This window comes from Streptomyces sp. NPDC002574, from assembly GCF_042889545.1.
Lineage (GTDB): Bacteria > Actinomycetota > Actinomycetes > Streptomycetales > Streptomycetaceae > Actinacidiphila.
Genome location: NZ_JBIARB010000001.1, coordinates 506,853 through 527,264 on the forward strand (window position 1 = coordinate 506,853; position 20,412 = coordinate 527,264).

The following is a 20,412-nucleotide window of genomic DNA, read 5'->3' on the forward strand; positions in this document are numbered from 1 at the left end:
GTCCGCCCTCGCCGGGCGCGCCGGCCCGGCGCCGGATCGGCCCCGTCACGGGTGAGTGCACCCGCGACGTCGTCGCACCCGGGGCGCGCGGGCACGGTGTTGCGTCCCGTGGCGACGGGAGGAGCATGGGAAGGGAGGGACTCCGGAGGCGGGAGCAGCGAAGAGCCGGCGTCGAGCGGCAGGGGCTCAGGACATGACCACAGCAGGCTCCTACGACGCGGTCGTCATCGGCGGCGGCCACAACGGGCTGGTGGCGGCCCTGTACCTGGCGCGCGCGGGGTGGTCGGTGGGCGTGCTGGAGCGCAACGCCGCGGTGGGCGGCGCCGTCGCGAGCGGTGAGGCCACGGTGCCCGGGTTCACGCACGACCTGTACTCCACCAACCAGAACCTCTTCCTCGGCTCCCAGGCGTACGCCGACTTCGCCCCCGGTCTGTCCCGCCACGGGCTGAGGTTCCGCACCACGGACCAGCCCTACGCCAACGTCTTCCCGGACGGGCTGAGCGTGCGGGTCTCCTCCGACTACGAGCGCACCCTGGGGCAGTTGGCGGCGCACGACCCTGGCGACGCCGAAGGCTTCGCCGGTCTCTACGAGGTGTACCAGCAGTACGCGCCGTACCTGTTCGGCGTGTACGGCAGTGCCCTGCCGTCGGGCGCGGCCGTGCGGCAGGTGCTGGAACTGCTGCGCCACCGCGGGCTGCGGGGTGCGACGGAACTCGTCCACACGCTGTTGATGAGCACCCGGGAACTGGGCGGGACGTGGTTCGCCACCCGGGAGGCGAGGGCCATGGCCGCCTGCTGGGGCATGCACCTGGACTTCGGGCCGGACGTGGCGGGCGGTGCGATGTTCCCACTGCTGGAGATGTTCGCGGACATGGAGAACGGCATGTCCGTCGTCGAGGGTGGCGCGCGGCGCCTGCCGCTGGCGCTCGCCGCGCTGCTGGCCGAGCACGGCGGCGAGGTCCGCACCGGTACCGAGGTGGACCGCGTCCTGTGCGACGACGGCCGGGCGGCCGGTGTGCGCTGCGCCGACGGCGGCACGCTGACCGCGCGGCGTGCCGTGATCGCCGATGTCGGGCCCACGGCCCTGTACGAGCGGCTGCTGGAATCCGAGCGGCTGCCCGCGCGGGTGCGTCGCGCGGCGTCCCGCTACCAGTACGGCCCCGGCACCATGATGCTGCACCTCGCGCTTGACGGGCCGCTGCCCTGGGCGGCGGGCACCGAACTGGCCCGATTCGGGTATGTGCACGTGGCACCGTACGTGGATGATCTGGCGCGTACCTACACCGAGTCCCTGGCGGGGCTCCTGCCCGCCGATCCGCTGCTGGTCGTGGGGCAGACCTCCGCGATCGACCCGACCCGGGCCCCGGCGGGACGCCATGTCGTGTGGATCCAGATCCGCATGGTGCCCTCGGTGATCCGCGGGGACGCGGCAGGGACGATCGCGCAGACCCGCTGGTCCGAAGCGGTCGGGCCGATGACCGACCGGGTACTGGCCAAGCTGGAGGACTACGCGCCCGGCAGCCGGTCGCGGATCATCGGCGCCACCGCCCACAGCCCCGAGGACCTCGAAGCGGCCGATCCGAACCTGGTCGGCGGTGACAGTGCGAGCGGCAGCCACCACCTGTCGCAGAACTTCGTCTTCCGGCCGATGTCCGGGCACAGCGGCTACCGCACGTGCGTCCCCGGCCTGTACCTGACCGGCGCCTCGACATGGCCCGGCGCGGGCAACAACGCCACGTCCGGCCGGCTCGCGGCCCGCCGCGTGCTCAACGACGCCCGTCTGCGCGGGAGGTCGTGGGCGGCGCGGAAAGGTCGGCATCCGTAGCAGCCGCCGCCCCCGGCCCGGCGGGACGTTCGCGGCGGGCCGCTTTCCCCTGTCCCGCCGACCGGCCGACTGAGCACGCGCACGCGCAGGGGCGGAGAACGCCGTGACCCTGCCGAACACCTCGGCGCGCACCCGGTGCTGAAAGAGGCGCCCGCAAAGTCGCCACGGGCACCTCCCCCGCGCCGGCCGCCACGTATCCCGGCACCACCGGGCGAGGCCGGGCAACCGGAGTTCGCGCGCGGGCCCCCGCGTCTCCTGGGGCGCCCTGTCACAGATCGGGAGCCTGCCCGGTCGAACCCGTAATTGATGCGAAAAGCGACATATCCAGCCCGCCGCAGGCGCCCGACCCGCCCGAGGAAGAAGTCCGATGACCAGCACCGACCTGCTGACTCTCAGTGACCACACGGACACGTCCGGGATATCCGACTCGGCCATCGCGATGCTCGACGAGCGGGGAACGGTGGTCGCCTGGACGCGGGCCGCCGAGCACCTGGTCGGGTACCCGGCGGCGGAGGCCGTGGGCCGTTCCGCCGCACTCGTCCTGCCCACCTTCGGGGAGGCGCCGACAGTGTCGGAGTTCGTCGAGGAGTGCAGGACCCGCGACGGCTGGTCGGGCACGACGACGGTGCGCGACCGGCACGACCGGACGCTCGACGTCGGCCTGCGGTTCTCGAAGCTGCGGGGGGAGGACGGGACGACACGCTGGCTCGCCTCGGTGGGCGACGTCGGGGCGCTGTCCGGGGAGGCGGCGTACGGATCGGTGCGGGGTCCGCTCCTCACCCGTGCGCCGATCGGCATCGTCGTGCGTGATCCCGAGTTGCGGTGCACGTGGGCGAACGAGGTGATGGAGAGCCACGACGGCATCTCCCTGGAGCGACGGCTCGGATGCCGGTTCGCCGACGCGCTGCCCGGGGCCAAGTCGGAGGCGCTCGAGGCGGTGATGCGGCAGGTGCTCCGGAGCGGCACGACCAAGGTCCACGAGTACCGGACGTGGCTGCCGACGACCCTGGGCCGCGAGCACCCGTTCGCGGCCTCGTTCCAGTGCCTGCAGGGCGCCGACGGCGAACCGGTGGGCGTGTGCGTCATCAGCGTCGACGTCGCCGAGGGCCGGCGGGTGCGCGAGCGGCTGGCCGTCCTCGGCGAGGCCGGTACGCGCCTCGGCAGCACGCTGGACGTGATGCAGACCAGCCAGGAACTGGCCGAGCTCGCGGTGCCCCTGCTCGCCGACTACGTCGCGGTCGACCTGGAGCAGTCGGTCCCCTTCGGCGAGGGGCCCCCGGTCCGCGTCGGTCCGGTGGGCGAGCGGCTGCCGGTGTTCCGGCGGGCCGGCCTGGCCTCGATCCACCGAGGGACCCCGGAGTCCCCGTGGGTGCGCGGCGAGCCGGTCCCCGTACCGCCCGACTCGCCCTTCAGCGAGGTCCTGTCGACCGGGAAGCCCCATCTGGAACCGATCCTGGACACCGCTCCTGGCATTTGGATCGACAAGGTCCCGGCACTGGCGCGGAAGGTCCACGAGCACGGCATGCACTCGCTGATGATCGTGCCCATCCGTGCGCGGCGCACCGTGCTCGGCATGGTGCTGTTCCTCCGCATGGAGGATCCGATGCCGTTCCAGGAGGCCGACCGGCTGCTGGCGGAGGAACTCGTCGCCCGCGCCGCGGTGTCGCTGGACAACGCGCGGCAGTACGCCCGCGAGCACACGGCCGCCCTCGCACTCCAACGCAACCTGCTCCCCCGCCGGTTGACCGGCGGCACGGCCGTCGACACCGCCTCGCGCTACCTGCCCGCCGACATGGACCACGGTGTCGGCGGCGACTGGTTCGACGTGATCCCGCTGTCCGGCGCCCGGGTCGCCCTGGTCGTCGGCGACGTGGTCGGGCACGGCCTGCACGCCGCCGCGGCCATGGGCAGGCTCCGCACCGCCGTGCAGACGCTCGCCCACATGGACCTGCCGCCCGACGACCTGCTGACCCACCTCGACGACACGGTCCAGCGCCTGGCCGAGGAGGACGACGACGAGACGCCCGCCCCCGTGGGCGCCACCTGCCTGTACGCCGTCTACGACCCGGCCACCCGCCGGTGCGCCATGGCACGGGCCGGGCACCCCCCGCCCGCGATCGTCGACCCGCGGGGCCGGATCACCTTCCCCGACCTGCCCTCCGGTACCCCGCTGGGCATCGGGCTGGGAGTCCCCTTCGAGTCCGTGGAGCTGGAACTGCCCGAGGGGAGCCTGCTCGCGCTGTACACCGACGGCCTGATCGAGACCCGCGGCCACGACATCGACGAGGGGATGCACCGCCTGGGCGCGTCCCTCGCGCAACCGGGCCGGTCCCTCGAAGAGCTCTGCGACCTCGCGACGGAGTCCTTCCCGGGTCAGGCGCCGTGCGACGACGTCACTCTGCTCCTGGTCCGCACTCGTTCGCTCCACCCGGCCCAGGTCGCCTCCTGGACGCTGCCCAGCGACGAGACCGCCGTGCGCAGCGCCCGGAACATGGCGGCCCGTCAGCTGGACGCCTGGGGCCTGGGGGGTCTCGAGGAGCCCACGAAGCTGATCGTCAGCGAACTGGTCACCAACGCCGTCCGCCACAGCACCGGCGCGATCGGTCTGCGCCTGATCCACCACTCCGTCCTGACCTGCGAGGTGTTCGACACCGACGTGTGCTCCCCGCATCTGCGTCGCGCGCGCAGCGTCGACGAGAACGGCCGCGGCCTCTTCCTGGTCGCCCAGATGTCCCGCCGCTGGGGCACGCGTTCGGTGTCGGGCGGCAAGGTCGTCTGGGCCGAGGCGGACCTCCACGGCGGCTGAAGCGTTCCTGCCCGCCCGGGACGCCGCGGTGCGGCGGGTGTCCGTATCATGCGGGCGTCCGGGGACGGCGAGGAATGTCGGGGGGCCTGATGAGCTTCGATCTTGCGGTGTGGCACGAACCCGTGCGGGTGTCGTCGGCCGCGGCCGCGGAGAAGTACGCGCGGCTGTGCGAAGGCGATCACACGGGTGTGGCCGGGGCGCCGGAGGTCGGCGCCTTCCATCGGGAACTGACCGCCGAGTTCCCCGAGTCGGACGCCGACGAGGCGTCGCCCTGGGCCTCCGGGCCGCACGTCGGGAACAGTCACGTGATCATGGCGATGAGCTGGTCGCGTGCCGGGGAGGTCGCACCGCGCGTGCGCGAACTGGCCGACCGGCACGGGCTGGTGTGCTTCGATCCGCAGGCGGAGGTGGTGCGACTGCCGCGGGCCCTGCGCGGTCCTCGGCCGCTCGACCTGGAGTTGTGCGCGGGGCTGCCGGTGGCCGACCCGGACCGGGACGTTCTCGAACGTGCCGTGCGGAACCTGTCCGACGACAACTGGTACCTGGTCCTGGACGAGGGCGACGGGCGCTTCGTCCAGGTCGGCCTGGGCCCCGCGGCCGGTGTGGGAGACGACGAGTTCGCCGTCGAGCACCGCGACGGCGCGCCGGACCGCCATGAGCGGTGTGTCGTACGGGATCGCGAAGCGGTGGTCGCGGCGGTCCTGGGCTTCGCCGCGGGTGACGCCTCGTGGAAGACCGGCCTGCCCTGGGAGCGGCTCGACCTGTGAACCCCGGCCGGGCGGCGGGGCCGCCGCCCACGCCTCACGCCCCGGTGACGCGGTCCAGGGTGTCCAGTACGGCGGCCCAGGGGAGTTCGGGGGCGGTGGCGGACGCGCGGGGCTCGGGGAGCGGGTGGGCGGCCGGGTCGTCGACGAGGTGGACGCCGGCCTCACGGAGCGCGGCGAGGTGGCGGCGCCAGGCGGGGTGCCGGGCGTGGGCGGCGTTGACCGCGGGCAGGACGACGACCGGGACCCCGGGGATGCCGAGGGCCTCGCAGGTCTGGGTGAGGGCCTGGTTGTCGCCGATGCCGAGGGCGAGTTTGGCGACGGTGTTGGCGGTCGCGGGAGCCACGACATGGCAGTCGGCGTCCGGGTGCGGCCGGGGCTCGGTGGGCAGCCGTGGCGCGTCGCGCACCGGCAGGCCCGTGGCGCGCTCCAGGCGGTCGATCTCGCCGAGGGGGCGCAGCCAGCGGGCGGCGGCGGGCGTGAGGGTGACCGCCACCCGCCAGCCGCGGGCAAGGGCGGGCAGGACGAGGCCGTCGCACAGGGACTCGACGCCGCCGGCGGCCGAGCCGACGACGGCGAGGACTCCACGGACCGGTTGAGGAGGCATGGCCTTCCCCTACCCGAAGCGACCCTCCACGTAGTCCGCGGTGCGCGGATCGGTGGGCGTGGAGAACATCGTCGTGGTCAGGCCGTGCTCCACGATGCCGCCGGGGGTGCCCTGTTCGGCAAGGAAGAAGGCGCACTGGTCGGAGACGCGGGCGGCCTGCTGCATGTTGTGGGTGACGATGACGATGGTGACCTCGTCGGCCAGTTCGCGGATCGTCTCCTCGATGCGCCGGGTGGAGGTCGGGTCGAGCGCCGAGCAGGGCTCGTCCATCAGCAGGACCCTGGGGCGCACGGCCAGTGACCGGGCGATGCACAGACGCTGCTGCTGGCCGCCGGACAGCGCGCCGCCGGGCTGCCGGAGCCGGGCCCGTACCTCCTTCCACAGACCCGCCTTGGTCAGGCACTCCTCGACCAGGTCGTCCCTGGCGTCGCTGCGCACGCGCAGCCCGGTGAGCTTCAGGCCCGCGGTGACGTTGTCGTAGATGGACATCGCCGGGAACGGGTTGGGCTTCTGGAAGACCATCCCGATCCGGCGGCGGGCCTCGGTGAGGCGGCGGCCGGCGGCGTAGATGTCCTCGCCGTCCAGCAGGACCTCGCCGGCCAGCGACGCGGACGGGACCAGTTCGTGCATGCGGTTCAGGGTGCGCAGGAAGGTCGACTTGCCGCAGCCGGACGGGCCGATGAGCGCGGTCACCTGCCCGGCGGGCATGGTCAGGGAGACCTGTTCGAGGACCTTGTGGTCGCCGAACCAGCAGGAGACGCGGCGGGCTTCGAGAGTGGCGCCGGACGCGTCCTCGGGGATCCCCGGGATCGGCGGGAGCGGGATGGTGGTCTCGGTCACGGATCGGTCCTCACATCAGGTTGGGCAGGAGCAGCGCGGCGTTGTCCGCGACGAGGAGGCCGAGCACGCCGAGCACGGGAACACCCACGACCCAGGCGTGCCGCCGTCCCCAGCGGGCGTGGGCCCAGGCGAGCAGGGCCGCCGCGCCCACGAGGGCCTGGCCCCACAGCACCAGGGGCAGCCAGGCCGACCGCTGGACGGCCATGGGCTTCTCGTCGTCCGGCAGGGCGGCCGTGGCGACGGCGGGTGCCGAGGCGGGCTGGGCGGGCGAGACGAGGTCGGCGTCGACCCGCAGGATGCCCCACGGCATGAAGGGCGTGCCGTCGGCCGTGATCAGGGTGAGGCGGCCGCCTCCCTGGGCCACGGGCTGCGGCTGGGGGTCGCCGCCGCGGCGGACGTCGATCACCCGGTAGGTGTGGGTGCCCTGGCCGGTGGTGACCTTGAGGGTCCAGCCCTCATGTACCTGGTCCAGGTCGCGGAAGGGCCCGCCGTACATGCCCTGCCGGCCCATGACGACGCTGACCCCGGCCTGGCCGGGCAGGGGCGTGTCGCGACGGTGGCCCAGCCCGCGGGACAGGGTGCGGGCCGTGGTGCCCTCGTCGACGACCTCGCGCAGGTTCAGCTTCGGGATCTCCAGCACGGCGAACGCCACGCCGGGGGCGAGCGACGTGACGCCCTCCTGCGGCGCCGCGCCGACCGGGGCGACACCGTTGGCGAGCTCGCCGCGCAGGTCGGCGTAGTCGACCTGCCGGTCGCGGGCGTGCCGCACGTGGCCGAGCAGGCCGACGTCGGCGACGAAACCGAGGAGCAGTGCCGCGAGGATGCTGAGCGCGGCGCCTGCCACGCGCAGCCCGGGGCCGGCCGGGCGCGTCGTGCGCACCCGGCCGGCCTCGGACTCAGCCTCCGGCACAGGGGGTCGGCCCCACGGCCCGCCGTACCCCGAGGGGGCGGCGGGCCGGTCGCCGAGTTCGGCGACCGGGGCCGGGGTGCCGGGTGGGGTCATCCCACTCTCACCGCCTTGGAGACGGCCGTGCCGTTGGTGTAGCCGGACCGCCTCGCGGTGACCACGACGGACACCAGGTGCTTGCGGTCGGACTTGGTGAGGACGTACGTGGAGTGCGTGGCGCCCTTGATGGTGTGGCCGTCGCGCCGCCAGACGTAGCTGTAGGAGGTGCCCGAGGGCTTCCAGGTGCCGACCTTGGCGGTGACGCGCTTGCCCACCTTGGCCGTGCCCGAGACCGAGGGCTTGACGGCGGCCTGCAGGGCCGGGCCGACGGCCACGGTCACCGCGGGGCTGGTGACCGTGAGCTTGCCGGTGCTGTTGGCCGCGGTCGGACGGCAGGCGATCTTGTGCTTGTAGTCCGTGGCGGCCAGGCCCAGCGTCCTGGCGGTCTTTCCGCTGTACGTCCTGCCGTCGCGCAGCCAGGCGTAGGTCACCGCGGTGGCGCCGCGGAAGCTCACGGAACAGGTCACGGTCGAGGCGACCTTGACGCTGCCCGTCACCTTGGCGGCCGTCACGAGCGCCGGAGGCTTGATCTTGACGACGAAGGACCGGGCCGCCGAGGTGGACGCCCCGTACGCCGCCGAGTCGGCGGGGGTGAAGACGGCCTTCAGCGCGTGGGTGCCCACTTTGAGGGCACTGGTGCTCAGGGACGCCGTGCCGGAGGTCACGGTGACCGGGGAGCCGATCTGCGTCGCGCCGTCGAGGAAGCGCACGGAACCGGCGGCCCCGGCCGGGGCGACGGTGGCGGTGAGCTTCACGGCGGAGCCCTCGACGACCGGGCCGGCCGGGGAGGCGGCCAGGGTGGTCGTGGTGGCGACCTGGGGCTGAGTGCTCTGGTACGTGGTGTTGGAGGTGAACCAGATCGGCGCGGTGAAGTCTCCGTAGGTGGTGTCACCGAAGGGCTTGCGGCAGGTGAGGGTGAAGTCGTAGCGGCCCTGCAGCGTGGTGAAACCCGCCTCGCTGGCGTAGTCGCGCATCGTCTCGGTCAGGGGCACCTCGAAGCCGGCGCCCTGCACCGGGTTGTAGATGCCGATCTCCGAGTTGCCCACGACGTTCTGGCCCTCGGCGGGGAAGCCGGCGCCCTTCACCGTGACGATGATGTTGGTCGCGGGGTCGGGGCACGGGGCCGGGGTGATCAGGGACATGCCCTGGGTGTCGCTGCCGGTGGCCGGGGTGACGGTCATCGTCCCCAGGACCTCGGCACTGGCACCCGGGGTGCCGAGGGCCAGCGCGCCGGCGGCGAGCAGGGAGGCGACGCCGGCCGACAGGCAGCGGCGTGCGGTGGTGGACATCATGGTCGTCTCCGGCCTCAGTCGTTCGGGGTGTCGTGGAAGGTGAGCAGTCCGCGCCGGCGCGCGATGCGCACCGCGGCGAATCCGGCCGCCACCAGGGCGGCGGCGGTGCCGCCGAGGACGGCCGCGTCGGCGCCGGTGGCCGCGAGGGAACCGCCGCCCGAACTGCCGCCGTTCACGTTGGTGGAGATGCCCTCGGTGCCGCCGTCGGTGGAACCGCCGTCCGTGGAACCGCCGTCCGTCGTGCCGCCGTCCACGGAATCGTCGGTCGGGGTGGTGGTGTCGGTGGGCTCACCGGTGTCCGTCGGCTCGCCGGTGTCCGTGGGCTCACCGGTGTCGGTCGGAGTCCCCGTGTCCGTCGGCGTGGTGCTGGGCGTCGTGGACGGCGTCGTGCTCGGTGTGGTGCTGGGCGTCGTGGACGGCGTCGTGCTCGGGAGGGCCGGGTCGGTGGACTGGTACGTGGTGTTGGACGTGAACCAGACCGACCCGGTGAAGTCGCCGTAGGTGGTGTCGCCGAAGGCCCTCTGGCAGGTCACGGTGAAGGTGTACTTGCCCTGCAGCGTGGTGAAACCCGCCTCGTTGGCGTAGTCGCGCATCGTCTCGATCAGGGGCACCTCGAAGCCGCCTTCGGGCGTCTGGTTGTAGGTGCTCGTCGGCGAGTTGCCCACGACGTTCTGGCCCTCGGCGGGGAAGCCGGCGCCCTTCACCGAGACGATGATGAAGTCCGCGGGCGCCGGGCAGAGGCCGGGGGTGGTCAGGGCGATGCCGCTGGTGTCGAACCCGTGGTCCGGGGTCACCGTCATCGTTCCCAGGACCTCGGCGTGCGCGGCGGTGGCGCCGAACAGCCCCACCGCGCCCCACGCGAGCGCCAGGGCCCCGAGGCCGGCCGCTGCCGGCCGGGACAGGCTTCTGATGGACATGATCTTCTCTCCTCTTGCGTAGGGCGTCTGGTGTGGTGGCGGGTGCTCAGTCGTCCGAACCGGCAGCGGCGGCACGGCCCTTGCGGCCACGCACCCACTGGGTCGCACCGGCGGCGACCACCAGGAAGGCGACGACGAAGCCGGCGAGCGACCAGGCGACGAGCGCGGAGTGGGAGCCGGAGGTGTCGGCCGCGACGACCAGCGGCGCGGTGCCGGAGCTGCCGCCCTGGGCGTTCGACGCCGCGGAGCCGGCCGGCGCGCCGCTCGGCAGGCCCGCGCTCTGGCCGGCGGGCCGGCCTACGGGGGCGGACGGACCGCCCTGGCCCACGCCGCCCTGCATGCCCTGCACCTCCTGGCCGCCGCCGGGCGTGCCCGCGGCCGGGTTCTCGGGCTTGGCCTGCGTGCCGTCGCGGTAGGTGTCCTGGGAGACGAAGCGCAGCGACCCGGTGAAGTCCCGCAGGCCCTTCTCGTCGAAGGGCGCCTTGAGGCAGGTCGCCGTGAAGGTGTAAGTGCCGTGCAGCGCGCGGAAGCCGGCCGTGGCGGCGTAGTCCTGCATGGTGAAGGTGAGCGGGATCACCAGACCGCCGCCGACCCCCTGCGGATACGTGGTGAGCGGGGCGTTGCCGACGACGTTCTGGCCTTCCTTGGGGAAGCCGGCTCCGTGCACGCGGACGATGACGTACGTGGCGGCCGCCGGGCAGGGGGCGGCGGCGGTGAGCGTGATCGGCTGCGTGGCGGCGCCGCGGGGCGGCGAGACCGACAGGCCGCCGGGCGCGGCCGCGGCGGCACTCGGCGCGCCCGCCCAGCTCACCATCGCGGCCAGCACCATGGCGACCGGGGCGGCGGCCTTCGCCGCGGGCGTCCGCTTGGACTTGGTGCTCACCGGTCCCCGGGCCACGGCGGTCGGGCCCGGACGGCGGCGGCGCCGGCGGATCCAGACGACCAGGACGGCGCCGGCGGCGGCCAGCAGGACGGCCACCCAGATCCACGGCACGGCCCAGAAGCCCTGGGTGCGGGTCACGCGGGGCAGCACGGGGTGCTTGATGTCGCCGCGCACGGAGACCGGGTCGACCTGCACGGTCGCGGTGTCGCGCACCGTGGGCAGCACGCCGGTGGCCTTGGCGGTGAACCGGAGCGAGGTGCCGGGCAGCAGCTCGGCCATGTCGTGGACACCGGTGATCTTGGCGGTGCCGCCGAAGAGGTCGCGGACCCGGACGATCTGACGGGCACCCAGCCGCACGTTGCCGATGTTGCGCACGGTGTACGTGATGGTGGCGGAGCCGGCGCCGAAGGGGTTCGCTGTGCCGTGGTAGCTGGTGTGCACGTCCTCCACGGTCAGCTGCGGCTTGAGGTCGCCGGCCACCCGGACGTAGACGCGGGCGCCGACGCGCTGGTCGACCTTGACCCGGTCGCCCTTCTTGTCGGTGCGGACCCCCGCCAGCGACGCGACGATGCCGGCGACGTGGTCGCCCGGGGTCACGGTGGCCGGGACGGTCAGGGTGAAGGGCACGATGACCTTCGAACGGCGCGGAATGGTCACGCGGTCCTTGGCGACCTTCACCCACGCGCCGGCGTCCTTGGACTTGGCGCCGCCCGCGAGCAGGTCGAAGCCGCCCTCGGCGGTGTTGATGGCGTCGGCGGCGTACACGCTCACCGTGAGCGGCTCGTTGCCGTAGTTCCAGACGGCGAGGTAGTCGCGCACGGCGGCGCCCGGGGTCACGCCGTACGAGAAGTTCGGACGGGCGTCGGGCTTCTTCGCGGACGAAGGCTGGACGCCGAAGGTGGTGCGCCCGTGGGGATCCGCGGCCGGCCGTGCGGACGACGGCTGTGCGGGGGCGGCCGAAGCGGCTTCGGCGGCCGGGAGGACGGCGAAAAGGCAGGCGGCCAGGGCGGCGGCCAGCCGGCGGGCGGAACGAGTGATCATGTCAGGTCGTCCGTTCGGGCGCGGCAGTACGGGAGGAGTGGGGGCGGCCGGAAGCCGGGACGGGCATCGCTGCCCGCCCCGGCCCGGGGCGGCCCCGCGAGCGGGACCGCCCCATGACCTGCCGGCGGCTCAGATGGCCGTCAGCGTGAGGGTCGCGGTGTAGGTACCGGCCACGGTCGAGGTCGGGGCGTTCAGGGCGAGGTCCGCCCCGAAGTGCGCCGTGCCGAGACCGGTGCCGATGGCCAGCGAGCGGGAGGACTTCAGACCCGCCGTGCCCGCGTCCGTGGGCTCGGCACCGTGCGCCGGGTCGACCGCGGTGCCGGCAGTGACGGACTGCGCCGGGGAGTGGTCGATGACGTTCGGGGTCCAGCCGAGGTTCTGGCCGTTGATGGCGTGGGTGCCGCCGTCGGAGAAGTCGGTCACCTGGCCGCTGGCGGACCAGCCCGGGTTGCCGGCGCGGGTGTCGGTCAGGGTGACCGGGTTGATCTTGCCCGCGGTGGTGAGCAGGTCGCCGTTGGCGTTGAGCACCGGCGAGGGCAGCGTGACGTGCGGGTTGTCCACGCTGATGGCCAGCGCGCCGGCCTCGACGGTGGTGGTGATGTCCTCGGAGGCGGAGACACCGCTGAAGGCACCGATCACGTACGGGATCGCGCCGGAGTCCGAACCGAGGTAGTCGTCCGTGTTGGCCGGGACGAAGGTCGCCGAGAAGGCGTGGTCGCCCTTGGGCAGGCTGCTGGTGGTGAAGGAGGCCTCACCACCGTTGACCGGCACCGTGGCCAGCGTGGAGGTGTTGCCGGCGACGGTGTCCTGGAACTTCACCGAACCGGCCGCGGCGGCGGGCGTCACCGTGGCGCTCAGCTTGACCGGGCTGAACTGCGGCGCCGTGCCGGACGGGGAGACCGCCAGCGCGGTGGTGGTGGACGTCGCCGGGGCGGCGTTCACCTGGTAGTCGACCGCGGAGGACTGCGACGCGGCGTAGGCCGTGTCGGACGGGGTGAACTCGGCCGTCAGCGAGTGGCTGCCCGAGGACAGGCTGCTCGTGGTGAGGGTCGCGGTGCCGCCCGTCACGGACTTCGGGGTGCCGATGGCGACGCCCTTGTCCTTGAACTGCACCTCGCCCGCCACGCCGGCCGGGCCGACGGTCGCGGTCAGGGTGACCGGGGTGCCGGCGGTGACCGGGCTGTTCGGGGACACGGCGAGAGCGGTGCTCGTGGCCGTCTTCACGTCCGGGTCGGTGCTCTGGTACGTGGTGTTGGACGTGAACCAGATCGACGACTTGAACTCGCCGTAGATGGTGTCACCGAACGCCTTGCGGCAGGTGACGGTGAACGTGTACTTGCCCTGAAGCGTGCTGAAGCCCGCCTCGTTGGCGTAGTCACGCATCGTCTCGGTCAGCGGGATGATGAGCCCGCCGTTCTCCGTCGAGTTGTACGTCTCGAACGGGGAGTTGCCGACGACGTTCTGGCCCTCGTCCGGGAAACCGGCGCCCTGGACGTAGACGAGGATGTTGGTCGAGGGGTCCGGGCAGGGACCGCTCATCGTGAAGTCCATGCTCTGGGTGTCGGCGCCGCGCGCGGGGTTGGCCACGGCGGTACCGATCTCGTCGGCGTGCGCCGCGGGGGCTACCAGCAGCCCGGCCGTCAGGACGGCCACCGTGCCCGCGAGACCACCCGCCAGGGCTCGCGAGAACTTGTTCTTCAACACAGTCGTGCTCTCCCTCTGGGAAGGATGAGAAAGTGGCGAAAGCGATGGTTCAGACATCCATGAGGTGATGAGGTGCAACGACCGCGTCAGGGGGTCTGCTTGCTCGTGTCACCGCAGTTCGCGTTGGCCGCGAAGCCGTAGGTGTTGATCACGCCGGTCTGCTGGCAGACGAGCGAGTTCGACCCGACGAACACGGTGCTCCAGGGCGCCGTGCCGATCTTGCTGGTCGGGATGACGTTGTAGACATCGCGCTTCACGCCGAAGTTGGTGTTGAGCACGTTGGGCGCGAGGCCGTCGATGGTGCCCAGGATCGCCCGGCCGCGCAGGTCGGCGACGGTCTGCGACGACTGCGAGTTGTACTGGGCGATGGAGAACGGGACGATCGACTTGTCGTCGAGCACACGACCGTCGTGCTCCTGCACCGGGGCACCGTTCTTGGTGTCCTTGATGCAGGGGTAGACGCCGGCGACGACGTCGGCCTCGGTGATGCCGACCTGGGACTCCCAGAAGGAGCGGGTGCCCGAACCGGCCTGCGGCAGGAGCGCCGTCAGCTTGTAGTTCGGGCCGGTGCCCACGTAGGCCGCGTCGCAGTGGTAGATCGCCTTGATGTCGGCCAGGGCGAGCTTGCGGGGCACGGTGCTGCTGGGGGTGATCGCGTAGCTGACACCGTCCACGGCGAACGGCACGTAGGTCAGACCCGGGGTCGCGGCGGTCAGCGTGAGGCTGGAGGAGCGCGCGAAGTCCAGGCAGCCGTTGCCCGCCTGCAGGGAGGTCAGCAGGGCGGCACGGCCGGCGCCGGAACCGTTCGGACGGTCCATGTTGGTGCAGGCCGGCGAGGCGGTCGGGTCCTTGGGGGTGATCTTCGCGGAACCGGTCGCGTTGTAGGAGCCGATGACCTTGACACCGTTGATCGTGACGACGTTGGCGATGCCGTTCATCACGTCCTGGGTGGTGTCGGAGCCCACGCCGGACAGCTGGCGGAAGGCCGGCGCGCCGGACGGGTCGGCGACAGCGACACTGCCGCAGACGGTGCCGGTGAGAAGCCCCGCAGCACCGACGGCCGCGATGACGATCTTTCGGATGTTCACTGGGAATTACCTCTCGGCTAGGCTTTTGCCGGGTGGTGCCCGGCGCAATGGTTCAGACAGTTCGTTGGCGCGGACCTGTCGATGAGTTGAGTGCGGGCATCACCCCTTTCCCTGGGGCGGGTTCGGGCCGCCCCTCGCGAACAGGTCCCGGAGACCGGCCACGACCCCAGGTGCCACTCTCGGCAGCAGGGGGCCGCAGACGGCCGCAATGAGGCCGGCCACGAGGGCGATCAGGAGGGCGAAGCGCGGAGCGCCGAGCGCCCATTCGGGTGTGGGCGGCAGCGCGCTGCCGGCGGCCACCGGAGTGGCCGAGGGAGAGGCGCCGGAGGGCGCGGGCGCCGAGGGGGTCGGCGACGCGGGCGGAGTGGGGCTCTCGACGGGCGGAGCCGGTACGCCGACGCCACCGTCACCGCCACCGTCACCGCCACCGCCACCGCTGCCGCCGTCGCCGCCCGTGGAGCCGCCGTCACCGCCGCCCGTGGAGCCGCCGTCGCCGCTGCCAGGATCGGGGGTCGTGACGCCCGACCTGGAGACGATCGCGGAGGCGACCTGCAGGGTCTGCGAGCGCAGGGCCTGCGGCAGCGGGGCGTACCCGTCGGGCAGGGTGCCGGCGGAGACGCCGGGGCGCTGGCCCGAGCCGACCGCGTACCGCAGCAGGTCGGCGTACTCCCGGCCTTCCGTCTTCCCGAGCTTCTCGGGCACGGTGGCCGCGTAGCTGAGGAGCGGGACCGGGTAGGCCGCCGCGTCCTTCGTGGCGGGGTCGTTCTCCAGCACGCCGGCGACACCGCTGGGCTTCATGGCCTTCTGCGCCGCCAGGAGGGACTCGGTGGTCGGTGCCACGAAGCGGCCCGCGGCATTCTGCAGGGTGGCGGTCACCAGCCCGTAGCGGTGCGCGGTCGCGGTGTCGGTCACCGCGAGAACGGCCCGCTGCCCCGTCGGCTGCGGGAAGTCCTTCTTGTAGGCCGGCGGATTGGTGGTCTTGTCCCAGGTCGTGCGGGCCAGGGTCTCACCGCGCGCGGCGGCGCGGGCACCGGCGTGCATGTCGGTGGCGTAGGGGTGCTTGTCCTGGATGCACAGGGGGTTGTCCGCGTGATCCGCGAACTCCTGGCAGTACGGATCGCTCTTGGGGAAGTCGTTGATGGGCAGCTCGATGCCCTTGTAGTGCGGGTTGACGGTCATCCCGGAGAAGCCGGGGTCGCCGTGGGCGCCGGTGTTGTCGGCGGTGCCGTCCAGGAACTCCCGGGCTGCCGGGTCCTGCTCCACCCAGTTCCACAACTGCCACGTGGCGTCGGACAGCGGCTCGGCGACGAGGGCGTCGCCGAACGCGCCACCGAAGTCGAGTCCGGCGTAGTCGGGGTTGTACTTCTGGAACTCCGGGTCGAGGGCCATGTTGACGGGGTTGTTCTTGGTGCTGTCCGCCAGGCGCGAGTTGCCGTTCTGGTAGGACTCGGTGAGGAGTTTGGCGACCAGCCGGGGGGTGAGGTTCAGCGAGGTGAGCCGGGTTCCGTTGCGGGCCTTGACCTCCGCGGGGGCACTGGTGCCCGCCTGGCTCTCGATGAAGTAGCCGAAGGTCAGACCCGACAGCGCCACCGGCGCGTACACCGGGCGCTGGTCCTCCGGGACCTGGTCGGCGGTCGGCGGACGGTTGAGGAAGACCATGCCGGGCTTGCCGGACACCAGCTTGGCGCGCGCCGTGTCGTCGGTGATCTGCGCGTAGCCGTAGATGGTCTTGGAGCCGCTCTGGCACAGCGTGGGCTGCCAGCGCACGACCGCCTCGGCGACGGCCTCGTTGCCGAGCGTGCCGCGCTCGTCGGCGCCGATCGGGCAGAAGCTGCCGATGGCCTCGAACTGCAGCGGGACGACGATGCGCTGCTTCCAGTTGGTCGCGCTGAGCGGCGAGGACTGCAGCAAGCCGCTCGGCTGATCGCGGTACCCGCTGCCGTTCACCTCGGTCTCGCCGCGCGGCACGACGACCAGCCAGCAGCTGCGGCCGGTGACGGCGGTGTGGCCTTCGGGGACCTCACCGCAGCCGAGGCCGGGGGCCTCCAGCGCGGTCTGGACCTCGAAGTAGACCTCGCCCGTGCCGTTCGGGCCACTGCGGGCGTAGGGGACCTCGTTCGAGGTGCTGACGTCGTAGAAGTCGTTCCAGTTCCCGGGCTGGCTCGCGTCGCCGGTCACCGAGTGGAAGGGGACGTAGTAGTTGCCCGATTCGGTCGGCGGCGGCAGTACCTGCGCGGAGTCCTTGAGCAGTGCGCCGTAGTTGAGCTGGCGGGTGTTGGTGTACGCGCCGGCTCCCTGGCTGCCCGCCCCCGCGCCGAGCGCGGAGGTGCCGCCGAACTGGCACTGCTCGGGGTCCGGGCCGGTGGACGCGTCGCCCCAGCACTGCATGAGCTGCAGGTAGTCGGCCGCGTAGTTGGTGTCCGAGATCGTCGGGGTGGCGTCCGTCCAGGACACCTTGATCACCTGGTTGACCAGGCTCTTCGTCTGACTGACCGTCACCTTCAGGTCGGCGAAGGTGTCGTGGCCGCTGACCGTGACCTGCGATCCGGACCCGGAGGCGGCCATGGGAACGGAGGCCGGGGCCGCGGCCCCGGTGAGCGCCAGGGCGAGGACGGCGAACAGACCGGCCAGCGGCCGGCGGAAGCCCCTCATGACCGCCCCTTGCGGCCGAGGCGGGAGGTGAGCAGCGGCGGCACGATCGTGAGGGCCACCAGCAGCACGGCTGCCAGGACCATCAGGGTCGTCTGGGTGCCGCCGCTGATGTTGCTCGCGGTCGTCACGGGCACCGGGAACGCGCCGTTGCCGCCGTTGCCGCCGTCGGCCGCGGCCGCGCCGTTGTCGATCACCTGACCGGTGTCGGGGTCGACCGAGGGCGAGGCGCTGCCTCCGCCCGTCGTGCCGCCCGCACCGGTGGCGCCGCCCGTGTCACCGCCGCCGGCCCCGGACGTGCCCCCGGTGGCGCCGCTGCCGCCCGACGAGCCACTGCCGCCGGTACCGCTTCCGCCGCCGCTGCCGCCCGAGCCGCCCGACGCGCCACTGCCACCGGAACCCCCGACGTTGGTCGGGGTCTTCGCGCCGCCGGTGCCGGTGGCGCACTGTGTGGCGCCCTTCTTGTCACAGGCGGGCGGGTACGGGGCGGTCTTGGCGAGGGTGTTGGTGCCGTTGGTGGAGAAGGTGGGGTTGTTGCATTTCTTGATGTTGATCGACTCGACGTTGACGCCGGGGATCTTGGCGACCTGCTCCAGACCGGCCTTGACGAGGTTGATGGGCAGCGGCGAGTAGCCGAGGTCGGCGACGCTCTGCTGGCCCTGGCAGAGGAAGTAGTACGCGAAGGCCCCGAGCGTCTTGCCCTTCTGGGCGTTGAACTTGTACTCCAGCTCGGTCGGAATGATCATGTAGCTGTAGCTCGACAGCGGATAGGTGCGCTTGTCACCGTCGGTGTAGACCTGGTCGAGCTGCTGCGTGAGGTCCGGCCTGATCTTCGCCTGGAGCAGCGCCACCGCGACGTTGGTCGCCTTCGGCTCGACGTAGTAGCCCGCCGAGTTGAGCACCTTCACCACGGGGAAGCCGGTGGTGTAGACGGCGTACGAGTACTCGACGTAGGTGATCGTGCCGACGTTGCCCGCCTGGGCGACGTAGCCGGAGACGCCGTTGGAGCCGGCCTGGGCGACCGAACGGCTGCCCGGCACGAGCGGGAAGTTGGAGGTCTGACCGCAGGGGGTGCTGCGGCCGGCCTTGCGGCAGTAGTCGTCCCAGAGCGAGCCGTACCGCTTGGACATCCACGTCGTGAACTGCGCGGTGGTGCCGGAGCCGTCCGAGCGGACCACCGGGACGACGGGGAGCGCGGGCAGGGCCTTGGCCAGGGCGGGGTTGTCCGCCTTGATCGCCGGGTCGTTCCAGGTCTTGATGACGCCGGTGAAGATCTTGGTGATGACGTCGCCGGACAGCCGCAGGTTGGTGACCCGCTTGCCGCCGATCTTGAGGTTGTACATGAAGGAGGTGCCGCCCGCCACGATCGGCATATAGGCGTACTTGCGCGTGGGCGGCGGGTCGATGACGCCCGAGTCCTCGATGCCGTAGGGGATCTCGGAGACGCCGTAGTCCACCGTGCCGTTGCGGTACTGGTTGCGGCCGTCGGAGGAACCGGTGCCGTTGTAGTTCACCGTCATGCCGTACTGCTTGACGTTGGCCCGCCACTGGTCGAGCGCGTTCTGGCTCCAGGTGGACCCGGCGCCCGAGATCGGGACGTACGTGGCGGCGGAGGCGGTGTCCGGCGTCGGCAGCACGGCCGTGAACAGCAAGGCGGCCAGCAGCGCGAGCAGTCTCACGGCTCGGGAACGGGAACGTGCGGGCGGTGCCGGACGGGCTCCGGACATGACGGGCGGCTCCTGATCGGTACGGGTGGTGCGGTCTGGACGGCGGCGGGGTGTCACGAGTCGGCCGGGTCGGGAGCGGCAGGCGCCGGGGCCGGCGGCCTGCGGGCGCTCATGCGCACCACGTCCCGGTGGGAGGCCAGCACCCGCCGGTGCTGCTGACCGCGGCTCAGCTCGCCCGGGCCGCGTCCGCCGATGGCACGGGCCAGCAGGAAGAGGAAGAGGACCAGGGCCATCAGCAGCGCCGCGGAACCGAACCCGCGGGCGATCAGGTTCGGCTGGGGCGACCCGACGAGCGAGAAGGTCGCCAGCGGCAGCGAGATCTGCGCGTCCTTCAGCGGGTTGGTGTTGAGGCTGGCGGTGAACCCGGCGGTCAGCAGCACCGGCGAGGTCTCGCCGATGCCGCGGGCGGTGCCGAGGATCACCGCGGTGGTGAGACCGGACCGCGCGGTGGGCAGCACCACGGTCCACACCGTGCGCCACTGGCCTGCCCCGAGCGCGTACGACGCCTCGCGCAGCGAGCTCGGCACCAGCCGGATGACCACGTCGGCGGCGCGGATGATGATCGGGAGCATCATCACGCTCAGCGCGAGCGCGGCGGCGAAGCCGGACTTCTCCAGGCCGATGATGAGGATGACGGTGGCGTAGATGAACAGGCCGGCCACGATCGACGGCAGGGCCGTCATCGCCTCCACGATGGTGCGCACGAACCGGGCGTAGCCGCCGGGCACCTCGTTGAGGAACACCGCGCAGGACAGGCCGAGCGGAACCGTGATGGCCAGGGCGATCGTGATGTGCTCCAGGGTGCCGACGATGGCGTGCAGCACACCGCCCTGGGTGAGCGGCTGGAGCGGACCGGTCTCCGACAGGTCCTGGGTGAAGAAGTTCAGGTGCACCAGCGCCCGGTGGCCGCGCCACAGCGTGTAGAAGACCACGAAGACCAGCGCGACCAGGAGCAGCATGGCCAGGCTCTGCCACACCACCGCCGCCACCCGGTCCCGTACCGCCGCTGCGTTCTGGTCGAAGGAGACCAGCACGGCGTAGAGGCCGAGGAAGCACACGTAGGCGACGACCACGAAGCCGAGCAGGGAGTTGAACGGCGCGACCCAGAAGAACAGCAGCGCGGTCAGGGCCACCGCGCCGGCCAGTGCCCCGCCCAGTGCCAGCAGGTCGATCAGGTGCACACCGGAGGTGTTGCGCCGGATCTCGGGCTCGTCGGGGCGGGCGGCCGGGGCCGTCCGCTCCTTGGTGAGGAGGTCACTCATC

The 20,412-nt window shown here is 72.4% G+C and carries 14 protein-coding genes; 3 read left to right on the forward strand and 11 right to left on the reverse strand.

Features of this window, described 5'->3' with window-relative positions; all coding sequences use genetic code 11:
* Positions 1-193: 193 nt before the first annotated feature.
* The 3 genes from ACFYXS_RS02355 (at position 194) to ACFYXS_RS02365 (ending at position 5,398) form a co-directional block, all read left to right on the forward strand.
* A complete protein-coding gene (locus tag ACFYXS_RS02355) occupies positions 194-1,825 on the forward strand; it encodes a phytoene desaturase family protein (protein ID WP_389242878.1) in 1,632 nt (543 codons plus the stop codon).
* A gap of 367 nt (positions 1,826-2,192) precedes the next feature.
* Positions 2,193-4,631 (forward strand): SpoIIE family protein phosphatase, encoded by a 2,439-nt coding sequence (locus ACFYXS_RS02360; protein WP_389242880.1) that lies wholly within the window; start codon positions 2,193-2,195, stop codon positions 4,629-4,631.
* A gap of 89 nt (positions 4,632-4,720) precedes the next feature.
* Positions 4,721-5,398 (forward strand): hypothetical protein, encoded by a 678-nt coding sequence (locus ACFYXS_RS02365; protein ID WP_389242882.1) that lies wholly within the window; start codon positions 4,721-4,723, stop codon positions 5,396-5,398.
* Positions 5,399-5,432: 34 nt separating this feature from the next.
* On the opposite strand, the gene ACFYXS_RS02370 is transcribed toward ACFYXS_RS02365, so the two are convergent.
* From ACFYXS_RS02370 to pstA, 11 genes are all read right to left on the reverse strand, one after another.
* A complete protein-coding gene (locus ACFYXS_RS02370) occupies positions 5,433-6,002 on the reverse strand; it encodes a flavoprotein (RefSeq protein ID WP_389242884.1) in 570 nt (189 codons plus the stop codon).
* Between the two features lie 9 nt (positions 6,003-6,011).
* A complete protein-coding gene (locus tag ACFYXS_RS02375; RefSeq protein ID WP_389243500.1) occupies positions 6,012-6,803 on the reverse strand; it encodes a phosphate ABC transporter ATP-binding protein in 792 nt (263 codons plus the stop codon).
* 49 nt (positions 6,804-6,852) lie between these two features.
* Entirely contained in the window at positions 6,853-7,845 is a 993-nt protein-coding gene (locus ACFYXS_RS02380; protein ID WP_389242886.1) for a sortase, read from the reverse strand.
* Positions 7,842-9,140, reverse strand: coding sequence for an Ig-like domain-containing protein (locus tag ACFYXS_RS02385; protein WP_389242888.1), 1,299 nt, complete (start codon positions 9,138-9,140; stop codon positions 7,842-7,844). Before ACFYXS_RS02385 ends, ACFYXS_RS02380 begins: the two co-directional genes overlap by 4 nt.
* Positions 9,141-9,154: 14 nt before the next feature.
* Positions 9,155-10,057 (reverse strand): hypothetical protein, encoded by a 903-nt coding sequence (locus ACFYXS_RS02390; protein ID WP_389242890.1) that lies wholly within the window; start codon positions 10,055-10,057, stop codon positions 9,155-9,157.
* A gap of 46 nt (positions 10,058-10,103) precedes the next feature.
* Entirely contained in the window at positions 10,104-11,981 is a 1,878-nt protein-coding gene (locus tag ACFYXS_RS02395) for a WxL protein peptidoglycan domain-containing protein (RefSeq protein WP_389242892.1), read from the reverse strand.
* A 129-nt stretch (positions 11,982-12,110) separates the two neighbouring features.
* Positions 12,111-13,685 (reverse strand): Ig-like domain repeat protein, encoded by a 1,575-nt coding sequence (locus ACFYXS_RS02400; protein WP_389242894.1) that lies wholly within the window; start codon positions 13,683-13,685, stop codon positions 12,111-12,113.
* 86 nt (positions 13,686-13,771) lie between these two features.
* A complete protein-coding gene (locus tag ACFYXS_RS02405) occupies positions 13,772-14,773 on the reverse strand; it encodes a hypothetical protein (protein ID WP_389242896.1) in 1,002 nt (333 codons plus the stop codon).
* A gap of 99 nt (positions 14,774-14,872) precedes the next feature.
* Complete coding sequence (locus ACFYXS_RS02410; protein WP_389242898.1) at positions 14,873-17,425, reverse strand: hypothetical protein; 2,553 nt, start codon at positions 17,423-17,425, stop codon at positions 14,873-14,875.
* Positions 17,422-19,101 carry a phosphate ABC transporter substrate-binding protein PstS gene (locus ACFYXS_RS02415; protein WP_389242900.1) on the reverse strand — a complete coding sequence of 560 codons (1,680 nt, stop codon included), beginning with the start codon at positions 19,099-19,101 and terminating at the stop codon, positions 17,422-17,424. Before ACFYXS_RS02415 ends, ACFYXS_RS02410 begins: the two co-directional genes overlap by 4 nt.
* A 101-nt stretch (positions 19,102-19,202) precedes the next feature.
* A complete protein-coding gene (gene pstA / locus ACFYXS_RS02420) occupies positions 19,203-20,411 on the reverse strand; it encodes a phosphate ABC transporter permease PstA (protein WP_389242902.1) in 1,209 nt (402 codons plus the stop codon).
* Position 20,412 lies beyond the last annotated feature (1 nt).